This window comes from Sphingobacterium lactis, assembly GCF_051951495.1.
Taxonomy (GTDB): Bacteria; Bacteroidota; Bacteroidia; order Sphingobacteriales; family Sphingobacteriaceae; genus Sphingobacterium; species Sphingobacterium lactis_A.
The window spans coordinates 554,552-572,621 of the sequence record NZ_JBNHAS010000001.1 but is presented as its reverse complement, the minus strand read 5'-3'; the positions used below and the strand labels follow the sequence as shown (position 1 = coordinate 572,621).

At 37.9% G+C, this 18,070-nt stretch carries 13 protein-coding genes; 8 read left to right on the top strand and 5 right to left on the bottom strand.

All coding sequences use genetic code 11. From position 1 onward, the window contains the following. Positions 1-76: 76 nt before the first annotated feature. The 3 genes from ACP6L2_RS02330 (at position 77) to mobC (ending at position 5,354) form a co-directional block, all read left to right on the top strand. Positions 77-1,306 (top strand): DUF4297 family anti-phage-associated protein, encoded by a 1,230-nt coding sequence (locus ACP6L2_RS02330; protein WP_440507705.1) that lies wholly within the window; start codon positions 77-79, stop codon positions 1,304-1,306. A gap of 8 nt (positions 1,307-1,314) precedes the next feature. Further along, the gene (locus tag ACP6L2_RS02325; RefSeq protein ID WP_440507704.1) at positions 1,315-3,054 is read left to right on the top strand and encodes an ATP-binding protein; all 1,740 of its coding nucleotides are present in this window, start codon (positions 1,315-1,317) and stop codon (positions 3,052-3,054) included. Positions 3,055-3,362: 308 nt separating this feature from the next. Continuing rightward, positions 3,363-5,354, top strand: a complete 1,992-nt coding sequence (gene mobC, locus ACP6L2_RS02320) for a conjugal transfer protein MobC (RefSeq protein ID WP_440507703.1) — start codon at positions 3,363-3,365, stop codon at positions 5,352-5,354. Between the two features lie 149 nt (positions 5,355-5,503). Here mobC and ACP6L2_RS02315 read toward each other — a convergent pair whose 3' ends face one another. After that, on the bottom strand, positions 5,504-6,055 hold the full coding sequence (locus tag ACP6L2_RS02315) for a Crp/Fnr family transcriptional regulator (RefSeq protein ID WP_440507702.1): 552 nt from the start codon (positions 6,053-6,055) through the stop codon (positions 5,504-5,506). Between the two features lie 318 nt (positions 6,056-6,373). Here ACP6L2_RS02315 and ACP6L2_RS02310 point away from each other — a divergent pair, with 318 nt between their 5' ends. The 4 genes from ACP6L2_RS02310 to ACP6L2_RS02295 all read left to right on the top strand — a co-directional run bounded on the left by ACP6L2_RS02310 (position 6,374) and on the right by ACP6L2_RS02295 (position 9,198). Further along, the gene (locus ACP6L2_RS02310; RefSeq protein WP_440507701.1) at positions 6,374-6,838 is read left to right on the top strand and encodes a YybH family protein; all 465 of its coding nucleotides are present in this window, start codon (positions 6,374-6,376) and stop codon (positions 6,836-6,838) included. A gap of 14 nt (positions 6,839-6,852) precedes the next feature. Beyond that, positions 6,853-7,503: an SDR family NAD(P)-dependent oxidoreductase gene (locus tag ACP6L2_RS02305; RefSeq protein ID WP_440507700.1), complete on the top strand. Its 651-nt coding sequence runs from the start codon at positions 6,853-6,855 to the stop codon at positions 7,501-7,503. A gap of 190 nt (positions 7,504-7,693) precedes the next feature. After that, positions 7,694-8,248, top strand: coding sequence for an NADPH-dependent FMN reductase (locus ACP6L2_RS02300; protein ID WP_440507699.1), 555 nt, complete (start codon positions 7,694-7,696; stop codon positions 8,246-8,248). A 119-nt stretch (positions 8,249-8,367) separates the two neighbouring features. Further along, the gene (locus ACP6L2_RS02295; protein ID WP_440507698.1) at positions 8,368-9,198 is read left to right on the top strand and encodes an RteC domain-containing protein; all 831 of its coding nucleotides are present in this window, start codon (positions 8,368-8,370) and stop codon (positions 9,196-9,198) included. Positions 9,199-9,360: 162 nt separating this feature from the next. On the opposite strand, the gene ACP6L2_RS02290 is transcribed toward ACP6L2_RS02295, so the two are convergent. From ACP6L2_RS02290 to ACP6L2_RS02275, 4 genes are all read right to left on the bottom strand, one after another. Further along, positions 9,361-11,445 (bottom strand): DNA topoisomerase, encoded by a 2,085-nt coding sequence (locus tag ACP6L2_RS02290; protein ID WP_440507697.1) that lies wholly within the window; start codon positions 11,443-11,445, stop codon positions 9,361-9,363. 103 nt (positions 11,446-11,548) lie between these two features. Continuing rightward, positions 11,549-13,000 carry a DUF3945 domain-containing protein gene (locus ACP6L2_RS02285; protein ID WP_440507696.1) on the bottom strand — a complete coding sequence of 484 codons (1,452 nt, stop codon included), beginning with the start codon at positions 12,998-13,000 and terminating at the stop codon, positions 11,549-11,551. Between the two features lie 60 nt (positions 13,001-13,060). Continuing rightward, positions 13,061-13,396 carry a helix-turn-helix domain-containing protein gene (locus ACP6L2_RS02280; RefSeq protein ID WP_440507695.1) on the bottom strand — a complete coding sequence of 112 codons (336 nt, stop codon included), beginning with the start codon at positions 13,394-13,396 and terminating at the stop codon, positions 13,061-13,063. Positions 13,397-13,659: 263 nt separating this feature from the next. Beyond that, on the bottom strand, positions 13,660-14,508 hold the full coding sequence (locus ACP6L2_RS02275) for an RteC domain-containing protein (RefSeq protein ID WP_440507694.1): 849 nt from the start codon (positions 14,506-14,508) through the stop codon (positions 13,660-13,662). A gap of 298 nt (positions 14,509-14,806) precedes the next feature. Here ACP6L2_RS02275 and ACP6L2_RS02270 point away from each other — a divergent pair, with 298 nt between their 5' ends. Beyond that, positions 14,807-18,064 carry a DEAD/DEAH box helicase gene (locus ACP6L2_RS02270; protein ID WP_440507693.1) on the top strand — a complete coding sequence of 1,086 codons (3,258 nt, stop codon included), beginning with the start codon at positions 14,807-14,809 and terminating at the stop codon, positions 18,062-18,064. The last annotated feature ends 6 nt before the right edge of the window (positions 18,065-18,070 follow it).

Genomic DNA, 18,070 nt, shown 5'->3' with positions numbered 1-18,070 from the left:
TATCGATAATTTTTCTATCAAAAAACATTAGACAAAAAATTAAAGATTAAATTTGGAAAGAGTAAAATAAAAAATAATGACAACAAGGTCGGCTGATGCCACAATTAAGGGATATTACTACCAATTTGACACTTCAATATTGAAATTATTGGAGCTGGCATCGGACACAGATTCAATTACAATTGAGGGCATCGAAGATATTGACATCAACAAGGCGACAGATGTAACAACGATTCAGTGCAAATACTTATCAAAACCACGATTTATTAACTCGGCAGTCAGAGAACCTATAACCCTAATGCTTGACCACTTTGTTACCAACACGACCAATTCTTTAAACTACGTTTTATATGCACACTTTGAGCATGAATCTCAAGGAACAGAACCAAATATAGACCTTGAAAAACTCAAAGAAATTTTAACCTACACAGAAAAAAAAGTCAACAAACAACATCACATAGAAAAAAATATAACGGATGAACAGCTTAATGCTTTTCTCGAAAAATTCAGTTTTGTTTTTGGTAAAGAATTTGACACTCAACAAAAAGAAGTAATTCAAAAGTTAAAAACGCATTTCAATTGTAGTTCGGATTTTGAGGCGGACACTTTGTATTATAATAACGCATTGCGTGTTGTTATCGACAAGGCAATTAAGAAACAAAAGAATCAACGAAAAATTACAAAAGGAGATTTCATAAAAGGAATTAACACAAAAAAAAGATTGTTTAACGAATGGTTTATCAAGCTACGCTCTAAAAAGGAATACTTAAAAAATCTCTCTCAAAATCTAAAATCTACGAGAGCACTTGAGGCGTCACGAGCAAAAATAATTTTAATAGGGAAAGAAATTATTGAAGCTACTAATACAGAACTTCCTGTTGAAGTATTTATTGAAAACCTTATTGCAAAATACTACAAAATAAACTCTGCATTACGAGACGCAAAGCCTCTTTCACTGGTTTTAGACTGCGATGAAAAAGTATTAAAAGAAATTAAGTCAAAGCTGATAAAAAGTAACACCGTATTTAATGATGGCTTTGAACACATAAATTTTTCGTCAACAATATTCAATGCTAAACCCGTTATTACAAAATCAAACAATGGAGCTAAAATTACAAACTCATCTTATTTGATTAAACTGATTTCAAAAAACACTTTTGATACCAACTTTAAAACTATTGAAGCCCCAACAGTATTTATATGCTTTTCCCAAAACGAGGTGTCTAATCAATTTTCCACAGGGCAATTTTTCGATTATAAGTATTGCGAAACGTTTGCAGAAATATTTCAAGTATTAACCAAATAAATTTAGTTATGTCAGAAACAATAAGTGATATATTCAGAGTTTTAACGGTTGCACCTAACCTAATCCAAATTGAGGTTATTGATGCAGATAAATTTAAAACTGACACTTCTGATTTTACAATCGGAAGTTATCTAAAAATTTCAGACGATTCAAATACGTCAATCATTGCGTTAGTCCAAAGTTTCAAAATAAAAGAAACCAATGTTGGTGGCGAAACAGTCGTTAAACAACCAACTTTTATTTTAGACGCTCAACCAATTGGATTTTTAGATGCGGAAGGAAAATTCAGACGTGGCGGACAACAAATAGCGATACCACCAAACCAAGTTTCTATTGCGGACAGTTCTGTTTTAAAAAGTATTTATGAATCCACCAAAGAAGATAAAAAATTCATTTTTTCTTCTTTAGCTCAAAACAACAGCATTGGCATCGCTGTTGATGGAGATAAATTCTTTAGTAAACACATTGCAGTTGTTGGCTCTACTGGTTCGGGTAAATCTGGAACAGTTGCCAGAATTTTACAAGAAGGCATCAAACCAACAAACGACCAAACAAAAAAAGGTATTTTAAATAATTCACACATTATTCTTTTTGATTTACACGGAGAATATTCACCAGCATTCCCTAAATCAAAAAAACTTGACGTAAACAACTTAATTCTTCCGTATTGGTTAATGAATTCAGAGGAATTAGAAGAAATGTTTATTGAAAGTTCTGAAAGCAATTCACATAATCAAATCTCACAGTTTAAAAATGCAGTAACCTTAAACAAGAAACGTCATAACTCTACATTGACAAAGGTAAATTATGACACGCCTGTTTACTTTAGCATTGATGAAGTGTACCGATACATTTCAAATCACAACAATGCTACAAAAGATGCCAAAACAGGAGAACTAAAAATAAAAATAAAAGTTGCAGACGTGGCAGACGAGTTTCAACTTTTTGAAATAATAGAGTTTGAAGACAAATCGACTGGAAAAATTAATTCCGGACCTTATGCGGGCGAGTTTGACAGGTTTGTTCCGAGATTAGAAACGAAACTGAATGATGAACGATTGGCTTTTCTTTTAAAACCAAAGAAAGTAGACGGTTCAGAATACAAAACAGACGACCTTTCTGATATTTTAAAACAGTTTATTGGTTACGAAACAGACAAAAATAATATAACAATTATTGACCTTAGCGGTATTCCGTTTGAAGTTTTAAGTCTTGTTGTTTCTCTTATCAGTCGTTTAGTTTTTGACTTCTGTTTTTATTACAAAGGTATCAAAGATGAAAAAGAAGTTCCGTTTTTATTGGTTTTGGAAGAAGCACACAATTACATTCCGCAAAGTCAAGGTGCAAAATATCATTCTGTAAAAAAATCAATTGAAAGAATTGCAAAAGAAGGACGGAAATACGGATTGTCTTTAATGATTGTAAGTCAAAGACCATCCGAAATTTCTGAAACGATTTTTTCACAATGCAACAACTTTGTTGCAATGCGACTAACAAATCCCACAGACCAACAATATGTCAAACGACTAATGCCTGATAGTGTTAGTGCTATTACAGACACTTTACCAGTCCTTGAAAGACAAGAAGCTTTAATTCTTGGTGACAGTATTCCAATTCCGACAATTGTAAGAATAAAAGAATTGACCGACAAACCTGCATCTAATGACATTGATTTTAGAACAGAATGGAAAAAAGACTGGGCAGACATTGAATTTGATGACTTAATAAAGAAAATGAAAAAAGAATAAAAAGATAGTTCCTAACATGTGACCATAAAAATTGCAGGTTGAACGCAATATCTAAAGTTATTCTCATTTTTTGTCACCGAATATGTCTAACAACAGGCATTTGCCAACCGTATGAAGAAAAAGAAGAAACACCGAAAACGGGGAAGACAACAATAACTTTCTTTAACCATCAATGACCAGGATTAACATCTTGGTCATTGTGGTTTTAAAACACTGTCAAACAAAGCCACCAAAAGCCATCCGACACCGCTTTGGATAAGCCCTTTTAAATAGCCTCTAAATTTCCTGCATCATTAAATTTTTTCGTTATGCAGGGAGAAGACGATTTGAGAGGATTAGCCAAAATCATGGCTTTTATGCGTGCCGTAAGTATTCTTTTGGTACTGATGCACTTTTATTGGTTCTGTTACGGGTTCTTTGCCGAACGTGGGTGGACACTGGAAATTATCGGCAAGATACTGACCAATTTCAACCGTACCGCAGGGCTTTTTTCACACACGCTTTACACCAAGATTTTTGCATTGCTGTTGTTGGCGTTAAGCTGTCTCGGCACTAAGGGCGTAAAGAATGAAAAGATAACGTGGGCTAAGATTTACACCGCCTTAGTTATCGGCTTTGTGCTGTTCTTTCTGAACACGCCATTGTTAAAGCTGTCGGCAGGGGTTGCCACATCGCTTTATATCCTTACAACGAGTTTGGGATATATAGCCTTGCTCATGGCAGGGGTATGGATGAGCCGACTACTCCGCAACAATCTGATGGACGATGTTTTCAATAATGAAAACGAGAGCTTCCAACAGGAAACCCGTCTGATAGAAAATGAATACTCGGTCAATCTTCCCACAAAGTTTTTTTACAAGGGCAAGTGGAACAATGGATGGATTAATATCGTCAACCCTTTTCGAGCCTCGATTGTACTTGGTACTCCCGGCTCGGGAAAATCCTACGCCATCGTAAACAACTACATCAAGCAACATATCGAAAAGGGGTTTGCGATGTATATCTACGATTTCAAGTTTGACGACCTTTCCACCATTGCCTACAACCATCTGCTGAAACACTCCGCTAAGTATAAGGTAAAGCCGAAATTTTATGTTATCAATTTTGACGACCCACGCCGAAGCCACCGATGCAATCCGCTAAGCCCTGCCTTTATGACGGATATATCCGATGCTTACGAAGCCTCTTACACCATCATGCTGAACCTCAACAGGTCGTGGATTTTGAAGCAAGGGGATTTTTTCGTGGAAAGCCCAATTATATTGCTTGCTTCAATCATTTGGTTTCTGAAAATCTATGAAGACGGAAAGTATTGCACGTTTCCCCATGCTATTGAATTGCTGAATAAAAAATACGCAGACCTATTTACGATACTGACCTCATATCCCGAACTTGAAAACTATCTTTCAGCTTTCATGGATGCGTGGCAGGGCGGAGCGCAAGACCAGTTGCAGGGGCAGATAGCATCGGCAAAAATTCCATTGTCACGGATGATTTCGCCACAGCTTTATTGGGTGATGACGGGAGATGATTTCTCACTGGACATCAACAACCCCCAAGAACCGAAAATCTTATGCGTGGGTAATAATCCCGACCGTCAAAATATCTATTCATCGGCTTTGGGATTGTACAATTCGAGGATTGTAAAACTCATCAATAAGAAAGACAAGTTGAAGAGTTCCGTTATTATAGACGAGTTGCCTACGATATATTTTCGGGGTTTGGACAACCTTATCGCAACGGCACGTAGCAATAAGGTCGCCGTGTGCTTAGGGTTTCAAGACTATTCACAATTGATAAGGGATTACGGCGACAAGGAAAGCAAGGTCATCCAAAATACCGTGGGCAATATTTTCTCTGGTCAAGTGATTGGCGAAACAGCCAAAAATCTAAGTGAACGCTTTGGAAAAGTGTTGCAGAAACGCCAAAGCCTTACTATTAATCGCAATGATAAATCGACATCCATATCGACACAATTGGATACGCTTATACCTGCATCCAAAATATCCACGCTCACACAGGGTATGTTTGTTGGTGCGGTATCGGACAACTTCGATGAACGCATCGAGCAGAAAATCTTTCATGCTGAAATTGTTGTGGATAACGAAAAGGTTTCTGCTGAAACCAAAGCCTATAAGAAGATACCGCAGATATTATCCTTTACAGATGAACACGGCAACGACAATATGAAGCAAGTCATTGAAGCCAATTACAGGCAGGTCAAAGTGGACGTTTTGCAGATTGTGGAAAGCGAAATGGAGCGTATCAAGAACGACCCCGATTTACAGCACTTGGTGTAGGCGTATCAAGTTTAAAAATGATCAACAGATGATTTAGAAATCTTTTATTGAATAGAATACTTATACCGTCGTCAGTCCTTATTATCGGTGGTATTTTGGCATTGGAATTTGGTAAAGTCTAATAATATGTTGGTACTTATTAAGAAGTTTTATCCCTTTACTATTTTATTTCTCACCCTACTGACGGTTTCTCTACTTAGGTGTAGATATTGCGCTATGTTGGTTACAGAAATATCTGAAATCCATTCATTTCTCTGTTTTAAAAGGTAGGCGTATCTTTCCAAAGGCGTTTTTAAAGTTAGGACAGTGTAATGCTCTTGTTTCTTTTGAATGATTTGTTGAGACAAGTCTACACAGAGCTGTAGTAGGTCGGCTTCTTGTTTGAATATCTCAACCATCTTCTCAAGCGGGTAAAGGATAATTGTACTCGGAGTAAGCGCACTGATAGAATACGGCAACGGTCTATTCCGATGAATGTCATTCCAATTATCCATGTATTCATGTTTGGTCGTAAATGTCGATATTCTCTCCAATCCGTTCTCGTCAAAATAAAATAATTTTAGACAACCCTCAACAACGAAAATGCCATAGTTTAAATAGTCTCCAGCCCGAAATATCAATTCATTTTTCCCAATGTTTTTAACTATCGAAATGTCTTGGAGTTTTAACCAATTTTCGTGATTTACATAAGGGTACTTCATGGCTAATATGCTATGGAACTCCCTAATTATATTTTGGTTGTTTTCTGTCATTATCAAATGATACAATGATTGATTTAAACTAATATCAAAAATACGACATTTTTGGGATTGAACAGAATGGAGGTTAGCTGCGACAGATTTTTTATAGTCAAAGACTTTTGTGATTAGAATCACAGCACGTGAAATACATGTCATTTAATTTTGTGTAGCAAAACTAAAATAGAAATAAAGATGGATAAAATGAAGTTTTTACAATTTGTATTTTGTTTAAAACTGTCAATTACCCTAAGTAGTTGCTTCTCACAACCTAAGCAAAATATGGAGAACTATGTAACAATTCAAGAGAATATGAACAACAAAAAAATGACGGATATGAAAAAAGAAGAAAAAGAGATTAGAAAGGTATTTACAAATTATGTGGTTTTTTGGAATAATCACGAAATAGATAATTGGGGCGCACTGTTTACAACAGACACCAAGTTTATAACATGGTCTGGCGGGAGATATGATTCAAATAAAGCGAATATCGAGAGCCATAAAAAAGCCCATAAATTCTTACAGGAATCAAAGCAAAACATGACTTATAAATTGGATGATATTACCATAAAATTTTTACATGATGATATCGCAATAGTATATGCTACTTGGATCTGGAAGGATTTTAAAAATAATGACAATGTAGAAGATCGTTCGGGTTATTTAACTATGGTATTGATAAAATCGAATGAACGATGGCTTATCAAGACTACCCAGAATACAAGAATTGAAAAAATATTGGAATAGGCAGAGTTACGGGAATGAAGGATAGAAAGATAATGCTCATAGTAGGCGCAGGTCAAAGATTAGGAATCTCAGTGGCAAAACGATTTTTGATAGACGGCTTTAGTGTGATATTGATAAGTAGAAACGAAAGCAATCTTAATTCGTTAAAGCAAAGTCTAACAGGATATAAAGATTACGTTTTTACTTATAAAGCTGATGTTTCTAATAAAATACAATTAAAATTAGTTTTAGAAAGTATCTCAAAAAAATTTCAAACAATAGATGTCCTTTTTTACAATGCAGTTAATATCGTCAAACGATGTATTTTCCACGAGTCCGAAGCAGACTTAATCAATGATTTTATTATCAATGTGATTGGGTTATTAACCACGGTTCAGACCCTGAAAGAAAACCTAATCGAATCAAATGGTGTCGTATTAGTTTCGGGTGGTGGTATTGCAATATGTCCAATGCCCGAATATTCGTCCTACTCCATTTCAAGTTCTGCGCTTAGATCACTAGTACTATGTTTAAATAGTTCGCTTCTTGAGCATGGAGCTTATGCCGGAATATTGCTGATAAACGGGGCGATTGATGAAAATAGCCAAACATATAGCCCAGTCAATATAGCGAATGTTTTTTGGCAAATGTATGTAGAACGGAAGGTAGCTGAGGTTTTATTGTAAATGTTATAAATAATTTTATAACTGATTTGGAATATCGGTGTGATCGAATGATATTATTTTAAATCAGCCTAATGAATAATCAACGGGACATTATCTAAGTTAGAAACAGCTATCAATGGTTTGGAAATTGAAGCTGATTATTCCATACAACACATTCGGTATCACAAATTCATAAAAATATATTAACAATATGAAGATAGTTATAATTTTATCGGCAATAAGAGAGGAAAGAAAATCACAAAGTTTAGCTATTTTTCTTCTAAACAAAATGAATGAGCGTGTTTCAACAGAGTTGATTGATTTGCAAGAAATCAACTTACCCGCCTTTGGAACAAAACTAGAAAGTCATCAAAACATAGAACAAATAAGACATATTCTTATAAAATCAGACGGCATTATATTTATTAGCCCTGAATATCATCAAACATATACTTCTACGCTTAAAAATATGGTTGAATATTATTGGGCTGAGTTTAGTAAAAAGCCAATAGGCGTAGTAACTACATCGGCAGGGAAATTAGGCGGAGTTCAAGCCTCTATACATTTGCAATCATTGGTTTTGGCATTAGGTGCATATCCTGTTCCAACTAGGCTTTTGATACCAGAAATCCAAAATGCATTCAATGAAAAAAACGAACCTGTAAACTCAGATATAGAAAAAAACACAGAATATTTCATTGATGAGTTTTTAGATTTTGCAGCCGTGTTGTATCAAGATAAAAGGAATAAGAGAGTAATTTCATAATATATTCCCGCTAACTTTTTAGTTTATAAATTTAACTACTTGCTACGTCATAAATAAAGCTGTACGTTCAATTTATAGAATAACTGGAGGAAATAAAAATATCCCGAAACATTAGTGATGTGGAACAATTCTATAATGAAACATTATTCAAACTGGAAACGGCAATCAACGAATTGGAGCTTGAGGTCAACTGCCCTTTAAAACGGATTGAAACCGTTATACATCTTATTGTAGAATGCCTGTCCAAATTAAAAGAATACGTATTAAAAAGAGGTTTTAAGAATACTGATGAGGAAATCCATTTTTTCAAACATCAAAAACCTGTCATCGTAGCCAAGCTCATTTACTACAATACGATTTACAAAATTGAAGCAAAAAAGCCTTATGGGACAAAACCCATAAGAAAACACCTTAACAAAGAACTGAAAAAGTTAAAAAGGTTCTTTGACAACAATCTGGTCTTCTACAAGTATTACCGGAGTAACAACTCTTTTCTCGATGAAAAATATTTTTTACGGGGTAAGCTGGACATTCAGCTATGCGTTGATACGGGTCATTTTCAGTCTGATATGACTTTTTCTACTTCGCATGATTATAAGGTTGCCAAGATAATTGCAAACGACCTGATACAGGTGTATATCGAAGACCAACTGTTTAGAAACACAGAATACGAAAAATTAGATAAAGACCTTCCGAGATTGAATTGGACAGGTAGTAAAGCTTCTTTGATTGAATTGATTTACGCCTTGCACTATCAAAGGGTGTTTGACAATGGGAACAACGATATAAGGGAAATAGCCCGATATTTTGAAACTGCCTTTGGCATCGATTTGGGTAATTTTTATCAGACCTATTTGGAACTTAGAAACCGGAAGATGAACCGTACTAAATTCCTTGATGCGCTTCGGGAAGAACTTATACGGAGAATGGACGAGCAGGACGAAAAGTAGGATTTGGGCGTGCCACCGTCTGCATTTTAACCCCCATGCCCAGGTTATCGAAAAAATGCAGACGGGTCGGGCTATCCGCTATATCTTTTGCGGATCTGCGAGGATCGCAAAAGGATGTCGCTTCTATCCCTCACGCTGTATGCCGTTCAGAAACATTTACTTTTATTTCCGTTTTGGTTGCCTGTTGTCAAACTCAAAAGAGGTTTCGGCTTTATCGTTCATGACGATATAGGCATTGAACTTATTGCCCGAATTGCTTTTCATGCCTTTGATAAGGTTGGTCTTTCCTTTGGTCAAAAGACTTTCTATATCGGCAAGGCTCAACGGCACTCCGCACACGGTACGGAATTGAAGCCAACCACAAGCCTCATCGGGGCATTTTACAACCTTGTTCCAAACCAATAGCTGACGGCTCTTGCATTTGGGGCAGGTCAGTTCGGGTTGCTTTTCATGGGCAATGCCCGTGTCCAAAAGTTCCCGTGTAATGGAAGTGGCATAGGTTTCCATTTCACACTGAAAAGCACCTGCATCCGCCTCGTTGTTTTCAATTTTCTGCAATGCCATTTCCCATTCGGCGGTCATGGCTACATCGGCAATCTTTTTGTCCTTTACTGCCCCGTAAACCTGCAATCCCTTATGGGTAGGGATTAGGGATTTCTTTTCACGCCGAATATAATCCCTCTTAAAAAGCGTTTCTATAATGGAGGCTCTTGTGGCAGGTGTACCGATGCCGATGTCTTTTAGGGCTTTCCGTTCGTCCTCGTTATCAATTTCCTTTCCGGCATTTTCCATTGCGGACAACAGACCTGCCTCGGTGTAAAGCACAGGCGGTTTGGTCTTCTTTTCCAATACGGATGCCTCTTTGATTTTCAGCTCATCGCCGACCTTTAATTCCGGCAGTTCCTGTACAGGTTCGCTGTCCTCATCTGTAAATTTTTCTTTGATGCCACGCCAGCCGGCTTCGAGGATTTTACATCCTTTCAGTGTAAAATCATAATGAAAAGCCTGCAATCCGATGTCGGTTATTTCTTTGGTACAGGCAGACGAAAGGGCTTCCAGTAGGCGGTGCGCAATCATATCATAGATAACATTTTCGTGTGCTGTTAATTCAGACGGGATTTTTTCGGTAATCAGCAGACCGTGGTGGTCTGTGACCTTTACGTCATTCACGATGCGTTTATTGAAACGCCCCCATTTCACTTTTCCGACCGCTTTTTTACAGGAAGCCCGTGCTTCCAAATTCCTTACCAGTGCAGGGATTTCCGACCACATATCTTCGGGTATATATTTACTCCCTGTACGTGGATAGGTGATAAACTTCTTTTCGTACAGGCTTTGGGCAATGTTCAATGTTTCCTCGGCGGTATAGAACGCCCTTTTGTTGGCTTCTTTCTGCAACCCCGTAAGGTCGAACAGCAAAGGCGGTTGCTCCGAAACCGTTTTGCTTTCCACTGCCGTAACGGTGGCTGTTCCGGCACGTTGGACGGATTTTAATGTGTCGTCAGCAAGTTTTCTGTCATCCCATTTGGTCTTTGATAGGCTCTTAAAGTCTGTAAATTCCTTGCGGTGTTCCAACTGGATTTGAAAGTATTTTTTGACGGCAAAATCCTTGTTTTCCAAATACCGCTTGCAGATAAGGGCAAGCGTAGGCGTTTGTACCCTGCCAAGCGAGTAAACGCCACGCCCTGCCGAAATGCTCAATGCCTGCGAGGCATTGATGCCGACAAGCCAGTCGGCTTTGCTCCGTCCTTGTCCGGCACGGTACAGCCCGTCAAAATCGCTTCCGGCTTTTAGGTTGTCAAAACCCTGTTTAATCGCCTTTTCCGTGAGTGAGCTTATCCATAGACGTTCAAACGGTTTCCGGCACTTTAGGTATTCATAGATGTACCTAAAGATGAGTTCGCCCTCACGTCCGGCATCGGTGGCCACGATAATGCTATCGCATCTACCGATGACCTGTTCGATAATCTTCAACTGTTTTAACGCTCCGCTATCGGGAACATAGCTTTTATCCTTTTTTACCTTGCGTACCGTAAGTATGAAAGGTTCGGGCAATATGGGCAGGGCTTCCCTTTGGAAGCCCGATACCCCGTAATCTTCGGGCATCGCCAGTCCGACCAAATGCCCCAATGCCCACGTAACTTCATAGCCGTTCCCTGTTAGGTATCCATCCCGTTTTTCGGTCGCTCCCAACAGGGAGGCTATTTCCCTCGCCACACTTGGCTTTTCTGCAATGATTGCTTTCATAATGCTATCTCTTTAATGGATTATGTGTTGGACATTTCTCTTTGAGAAACCCCTTCGTATTCTGTGAAAGGGGATTTCCAAAGAAAAATGTTTTTTGATGGTATTATCTTCTTACCCCTCTGGATTTAGCCGGACGGTTGGGGTCATTCTGCCGTTGCTGTTGAGTTTTGTTTTTCGGCGTTTGTTGCTCCGGTTTCAGAGGCTCGTTGATGTGCTTGGTTGCTTCGTTGGTTTTCCCGTTGGAGTTTACGGCAACCTGTGTCTTGTGCGCTTCGGCAGGCTGTGCCTTATTTTTCAGCGCATTGGGGTTTTTAAAGCTGAAATCATAATTTCCCGTTTCTTTATTCAGCGTGACATATCCTTTATACGGGTTTCCTTTTCCATCCTTGAAATCCGAAACATAAATCGTCTTTCCCTCGATGAGTTGCTTGTACTGTTCGTCCGAAAACACTTTGTTGCGGAACATTTTCGGGTCGTTTTCCTGTGTCTGTTTGGGGGCTTTATCGCCAAAAAGAAACTCCGTATATTTTTTGTCGGCGTTGAACTGTACATAGGCATTTTTGTTCGTACTGTTCTTAAAATCCAACCCGACTAAATAAATGGCTTTCCCATCTTTCAAATCCCGTTTTTGGTCTTCGGTCAGCTTTACGCCCTTAATCTCATCGGGTACTTTTATCCTGTCCTGCCGGAATGCGATAACCTCATTCGTTAGGTGGTCAATACTGATAATGGACGGTATCTTTTCGCCTGTCTTGCGGTTGGTCAGTTCCACCACACGCCCCATGTTTCCGGTTTTCAGTAGGTTTTCCCTGTCCTCTTTGGTAAACTCGTGACCAAAGAAAGGGGCTTTGAGGTTCGGCTCATGGCGGACACCGTACATCATAAGCACGGGTTTTCCGTCTTCACCGTCTTGAAAACCAAGCCTTGCATCCGAGCGCATAATAACCGCACCGAAATTGACACTTGTGGGATAGACCTTATTGGTTTTATAGCCCTTTAGAAGCAAATCCATCTGTCCATCTTTTTTAAGCCTCTCTTGGTCTATCCCAAATTGCGCTAAATAATTCCAGTCCACATCTTCCGCCTGATAGCGATAATTGTTTTTTTCCTGCGTTTCTTGCGTTTTATGTGGTTCCGGTGTCGCCTGTGGTGCTTCCACATCCTTTTTGGTCTCCTGTTGTTGCTCCTTTGGCTCTTTGACCTCATGCTTTGCCATGACAGCCTCGCCTTCTTTGGTGGGGGCATCGACCTGTTTCTGCATTTCTTTGGCGGTTTCGACCGCTTCCTTTGCAGGTACTTTGAAGAACGAGAAATGGGTCGGGTCTTTTATCTGTCGCCAAAAGTTGGAGAAGAAATTTGTAAACAAATCTCCGGCTCTGTCCACTCGCATAAATTGGCTTTGGTTTTTCTTGTTGGCATCAACGGTTTTCAGATTGCCGTTTTCGTCAACGCCCGTAACGGCTTGGATTTTCTTTTTTTCCTTGTCCATTACCAACAGCACATCCGAAAGCTGTTCGGGATATTGCTGTGGATTTTCATTTGTCTGTTCGCTCATGATATTGATTATTTAAAGTTTACATTGTCTGAAAGTAATCCTCGTGGATACCCCATTTAATTATCCATCCTTGGACGGCGGTCTTTGTCCGGGATTGTCTTTAGTGCGCCTTATAGGTACATTAAAACTTTCCCTTATGAACTGGTGTACGTCCGATAATTTGTAGTACAGCTTTCCGCTAATGGTGTAATACGGCAACTTGCCTGTGGAGCGGTATCGTTGCAGGGAGCGATGGCTTATTTTGAGCATTTGCAGGATATCCTGATTGTCCAATAATTCTTCGCCATCTATGCTGTGCCGTTCTTTCTTGATGTTGAGGACGTATTCTTTCATTATGTCGAAGCGTTCCATAATACGTTCCATCCATGCGATAAATTCCATTCTGTCAATGTTCATAACAATACTCTTTAATGATTTCTAACACCACAAAATTGGAGCGATTGGCGCAGGCTGTCGTCCGATACGTATGTATCAAAAAGGCACTTTTTTCATTTTTTTACAATTCGTGTAAAGTGCTGTTTTTAGGGTATTTCGGCGCTTTTGGTCAATGGCTCGCTGCGCCATACGACCCATTTGCCGATAGACACATATCGGCAAATGGGCAAAAAAAGGACAGCACCGATTGATGCTGTCCACTTATTGGTAAGAAAAGATGAAAATTACAGGTTGTCTTCCCTGTCCATATATTCTTCTAAACTTTGTTTTAGTTGGTCTAAAAACAATGTCCGAGAGCCTGCACGTGTTTTCATTCGGTGAAAGCTGTTATGTATATCATTCAATGAAATGCGGAACAGGATTTGGAAAACCATGCTGATTTTGCGGATGCCTATTTTCCCGTGCGAAATGGCATCGCAGGTGTAGAGTGCGTAAATCAATTCGATAAGGGCATTTTTTGTCTGTGTCCAAAAAAAGTCTTTTGTTTCCTCTTGTTGTAGCAGTACATCGGGATTTTGTTCGGGGCTTAGCTTTGTGGTCAGATAATTATAGATTAATTCGTTGGCGATGATTTTAGCCACTTTGTAATCAAAGTAGGTCGAAAATTTGGTATCGATTTCAAATACGAAGCTGTTCAGCCCATCATAGCAGTTGATTTTTCCAAGTGTGAAATACTGTTCATCCCGATCAGCTCTGCCGGAACGGTAATAGCGGTAAAAATCGGAATTGCAGACATGCTCAGTATATTCCAGTTTCAATTCACGCAGGTGCATAGCAAAATAGCTCTCATACATATTTCCATTGCTTGCAGGACAGGCAGTTTCAATTCTAAACACTTTGTTGTAGTAGATAAGCTTACCAAGGACGGTAGGTTTTATCTGCTTAAAGAAAAGGATTTCATCCTCTAATGTTGCGAAGCCCTCGTTTATAATGTCTTCTTTGATGTCTCCGAGAAGCTCTTTCAGATAGACCGTCATCCTGTACGCCTCGTCCATAAAACTCGAAGCCTCCGCCGATAATTTATGTTCTTGTTTCTGTATATCGGAGACTATTTTGTGTAATAGATGTCTCATAATACGAATGGTTTATTAAATGAATCCACTATTCCTGCACAAATTTTAGCATTTGCTGTGAGCTTTTTTCATGAGACAGGGCGAAGTAGGGGAAGATTTATTGGCAAGAACACGAGTTTTTAATAGTCATTAGTATCAAATGATATACGTAATATGATAGCTATCCTGATGAATGTTGAAATCGCCTGTAGTATATCTATTTAACATTATGAAAATGGTTATATTTGTATATGAATCAGTTTTTTATCAATCTTTATGTTTTTAAATTTCCATCCTTTTATACCTAAAATTATTTTACATGGATATACTTTTACCACAACTTGAAATATCGTACTATCAAAAAATCAGGAGTCAAAATATTGTAAGGCAACTATTAGCCTCAAAGCGATCACTCCCTCTAATTATAACTGAAGAAAATCGCTTTTATTTATTGATAGAAGACAATGGAAATAAAATCTGTCTCACAACCAAAGAAGAATATATTCCAGAAGAAATTGAATACGCTCTTTTTACTAATAGGCTCCCTAGTAAACAACGGTTTGAAGAAGGTAAAATAGTTCTAAAGGGATGGGCGAAACACCCTCTTTTAAAAGAGTACTCATCTAGTGAAATTACACAATCATGGAAAAATGATTTTCTATATAAGGAAGAAGATAAAAACGAGCCAGGGTTAAGACAACCTCAGATTGCTGCATTGCATATGATAATGGGACATCTGAAACTTCCTTTAGATGCAGCGACCGTAGTAATGCCTACAGGTACTGGTAAGACAGAAACTATGTTGGCTACGCTGGTAGCTAACAGGTGTGAAAAGCTTTTGGTTACAGTGCCTTCTGATTCTTTGCGAAACCAGATAGCAGGAAAGTTTTTCAATTTAGGGTTACTAAAACAGTTCGGTGTTGTTGGCGAAAAGTCTTTATATCCAATTGTTGGGATTATTAAAAATAAATTTGAAAATACTGAAGAGGTTACTGAATTTTTAGAAAAATGCAATGTAGTCGTAACTACCATGAGTTGGCTTACCAATCAGAACAATGAGACTCAAGAGCTTTTCGCTAAAACATTCAGCCATATATTTATTGATGAAGCTCATCATGTGAAAGCGTCTTCGTGGAATGAGTTCCGGAATAAATTCGATAAAGAAAAGGTTATCCAATTTACAGCGACACCATTTAGAAATGATGGAAAGAGACTGGATGGAAAAATTGTTTCCAACTTCCCTTTAAAGAAAGCACAGGAACAAGGTTATTATAAAAAGATAGAGTTTATTTCTATCCGAGAATATGAGAAAGAAAAAGCGGATCAAGAAATTGCAAAGGTGGCTGTTGAACGTTTACTTTCAGACTTAGCTGCCCCAAATCCTTACAATCACATTCTTATGGCTCGTTGTGCTACGAAAGAGCGGGCAAAAGAAATTTTTAAGCTATACGAAGTTCATAAAGATCTCAATCCTGTTGTGATATATTCGGGAGCACCTAATTTTAAGGAAACTTATGATAAGATACTTCAAAAGAAAACCAGAATAATTGTTTGTGTTGATATGCTTGGTGAAGGCTTCGATTTGCCGGAATTGAAAATAGCAGCATTTCACGATATCAGAAAGAGTCTTCCCATTACACTACAGTTAGCAGGTCGTTTTACAAGAACTAAATATGATGAAGAACTTGGTAATGCCTCTTTCGTTGCCAATATTGCTGATCTCGATGTGAGGGCAGAATTATCTGATTTGTATGCTACGGATGCAGATTGGAATGAAATTCTTTCAGATGCAAGTTCAGGTCAAGTGAATGAACAGGTAGAATTCAAGGATTTCATGAGTGGTTTTAAGAAATTGGACAATGCCAACATTCCATTTCAGAACATCAGACCTAAACTAAGCACAGTTGTTTATAAGAATAAAACCAATGCTTGGTATCCCGGTAATTTTCAAAAAGGAGTTTCCGGCTATGACAACCTTGAATTTAAATTCCATGACATTAATAGAGAGCATAATATGCTTGTGATAGTCACAGGTAAAAGGCTCGATGTAGAATGGGTACATGATAAACGGGAAATTTATGATATTCAATGGGACATCATTATAGTGTATTGGGAAACCAAAAATAATCTTCTATTCATAAATAGCTCGGACAATGGAAGCCTGTATACTGAATTGGCTCAAGCAATAATAGGCGATAATGCTGAGCTTGTCAAAGGAATAGATGTTTTTAAGACTTTTTACAATATAAAAAGAGTAAAGCTACAAAACGTTGGATTAAGACAGTTTTTAGGCAAAAATATCCGTTTTAGGATGATGGTTGGAAGTGATGTTGGTGAAGCGTTGAGTCTTGCCGAAAAACAAAGAGGAGAAAAAGCCTTTGTTATGGGTACAGGTTTTGAAGGTGGTAAACCAGTTAATATAGGAGCATCATACAAAGGAAGAGTATGGACAAAACTTCAGGGAGATTTAAAACAGTTTAAAAATTGGTGTATAGCATTAGGAAATAAACTAGTAGATGAAAATATTGATCCAAATCAAATTCTTAGAGAAACACTTATTCCAACCCTCAGAACAGATCTTCCAAATGTATTTCCTGTATGGATAGATTGGGATACGGATATCTATCTCGATGTCGAAACCAAATATAACTTCATTATAGATGGGATAAAATATGACTTGTCTAACATAGAATTATGCTTGGTGAATCCGTCTATAGGAGGTGAATTGCTATTTTCTCTTAAATCCGAAACACAAGAAGCTGTGTTCAAGTTAGAGCTGTTTGAGAAGAAAAATGGTGATGAGTCATTTGCAGATTTTAAAATAACTCAACAATCAAAAGAACCTGTAGAAGTTCAGTTGGGACGTATTAAAATTGACGGAGTTACATTCTTTGAAAAATTCATTCCTACTGTTTGGTATGCTGACGGTTCTGCACTTACAGGAAACGAATACTATGAACTCAAACAACAAATAGGCATCTATCCTAAAGATCAACTTATATCCTGGAATTGGGATGGTGTGAATCTAAGAAATGAAGCACAAGGCATACTACCTAAGAAAGTTGATTCAATTCAGTACAAAGTCATTGAGCAATTAAAGCAAGAAGATTTTGATATCATCTACGATGATGATTATTCCGGTGAAATTGCCGATGTTGTTACTATTAAAGCCCATAGTGATAAAATTGAAATTAAGCTATATCACTTAAAATTTGCTTTGGATGGTGTTATCAGCAACCAGATCAAGAATTTTTATGAGGTCTGCGGACAAGCTCAAAAATCCGTGCATTGGAAACATAAATCAGGCAAGGAGTTCATTAACCACCTCCTTAGACGGGAAACTAAATCAAAGAAAGGCTTGTCCTGTTCCCGACTTGAAAAGGGTAACAGAAATGATTTGGTAAAATTGTTAGGAATATTAAAAAACGAAATTCCTGTAGAATATGAAATTTTGATTGTCCAGCCAGGACTGTCAAAAGCAAGAGCTTCTGATGATATTTTGACATTGTTAGGCGTTACAGCTACATACATTAAGGAGTTTGCAGATATTAATCTTAAAGTAATAACAAGTAAATAAGCGAAT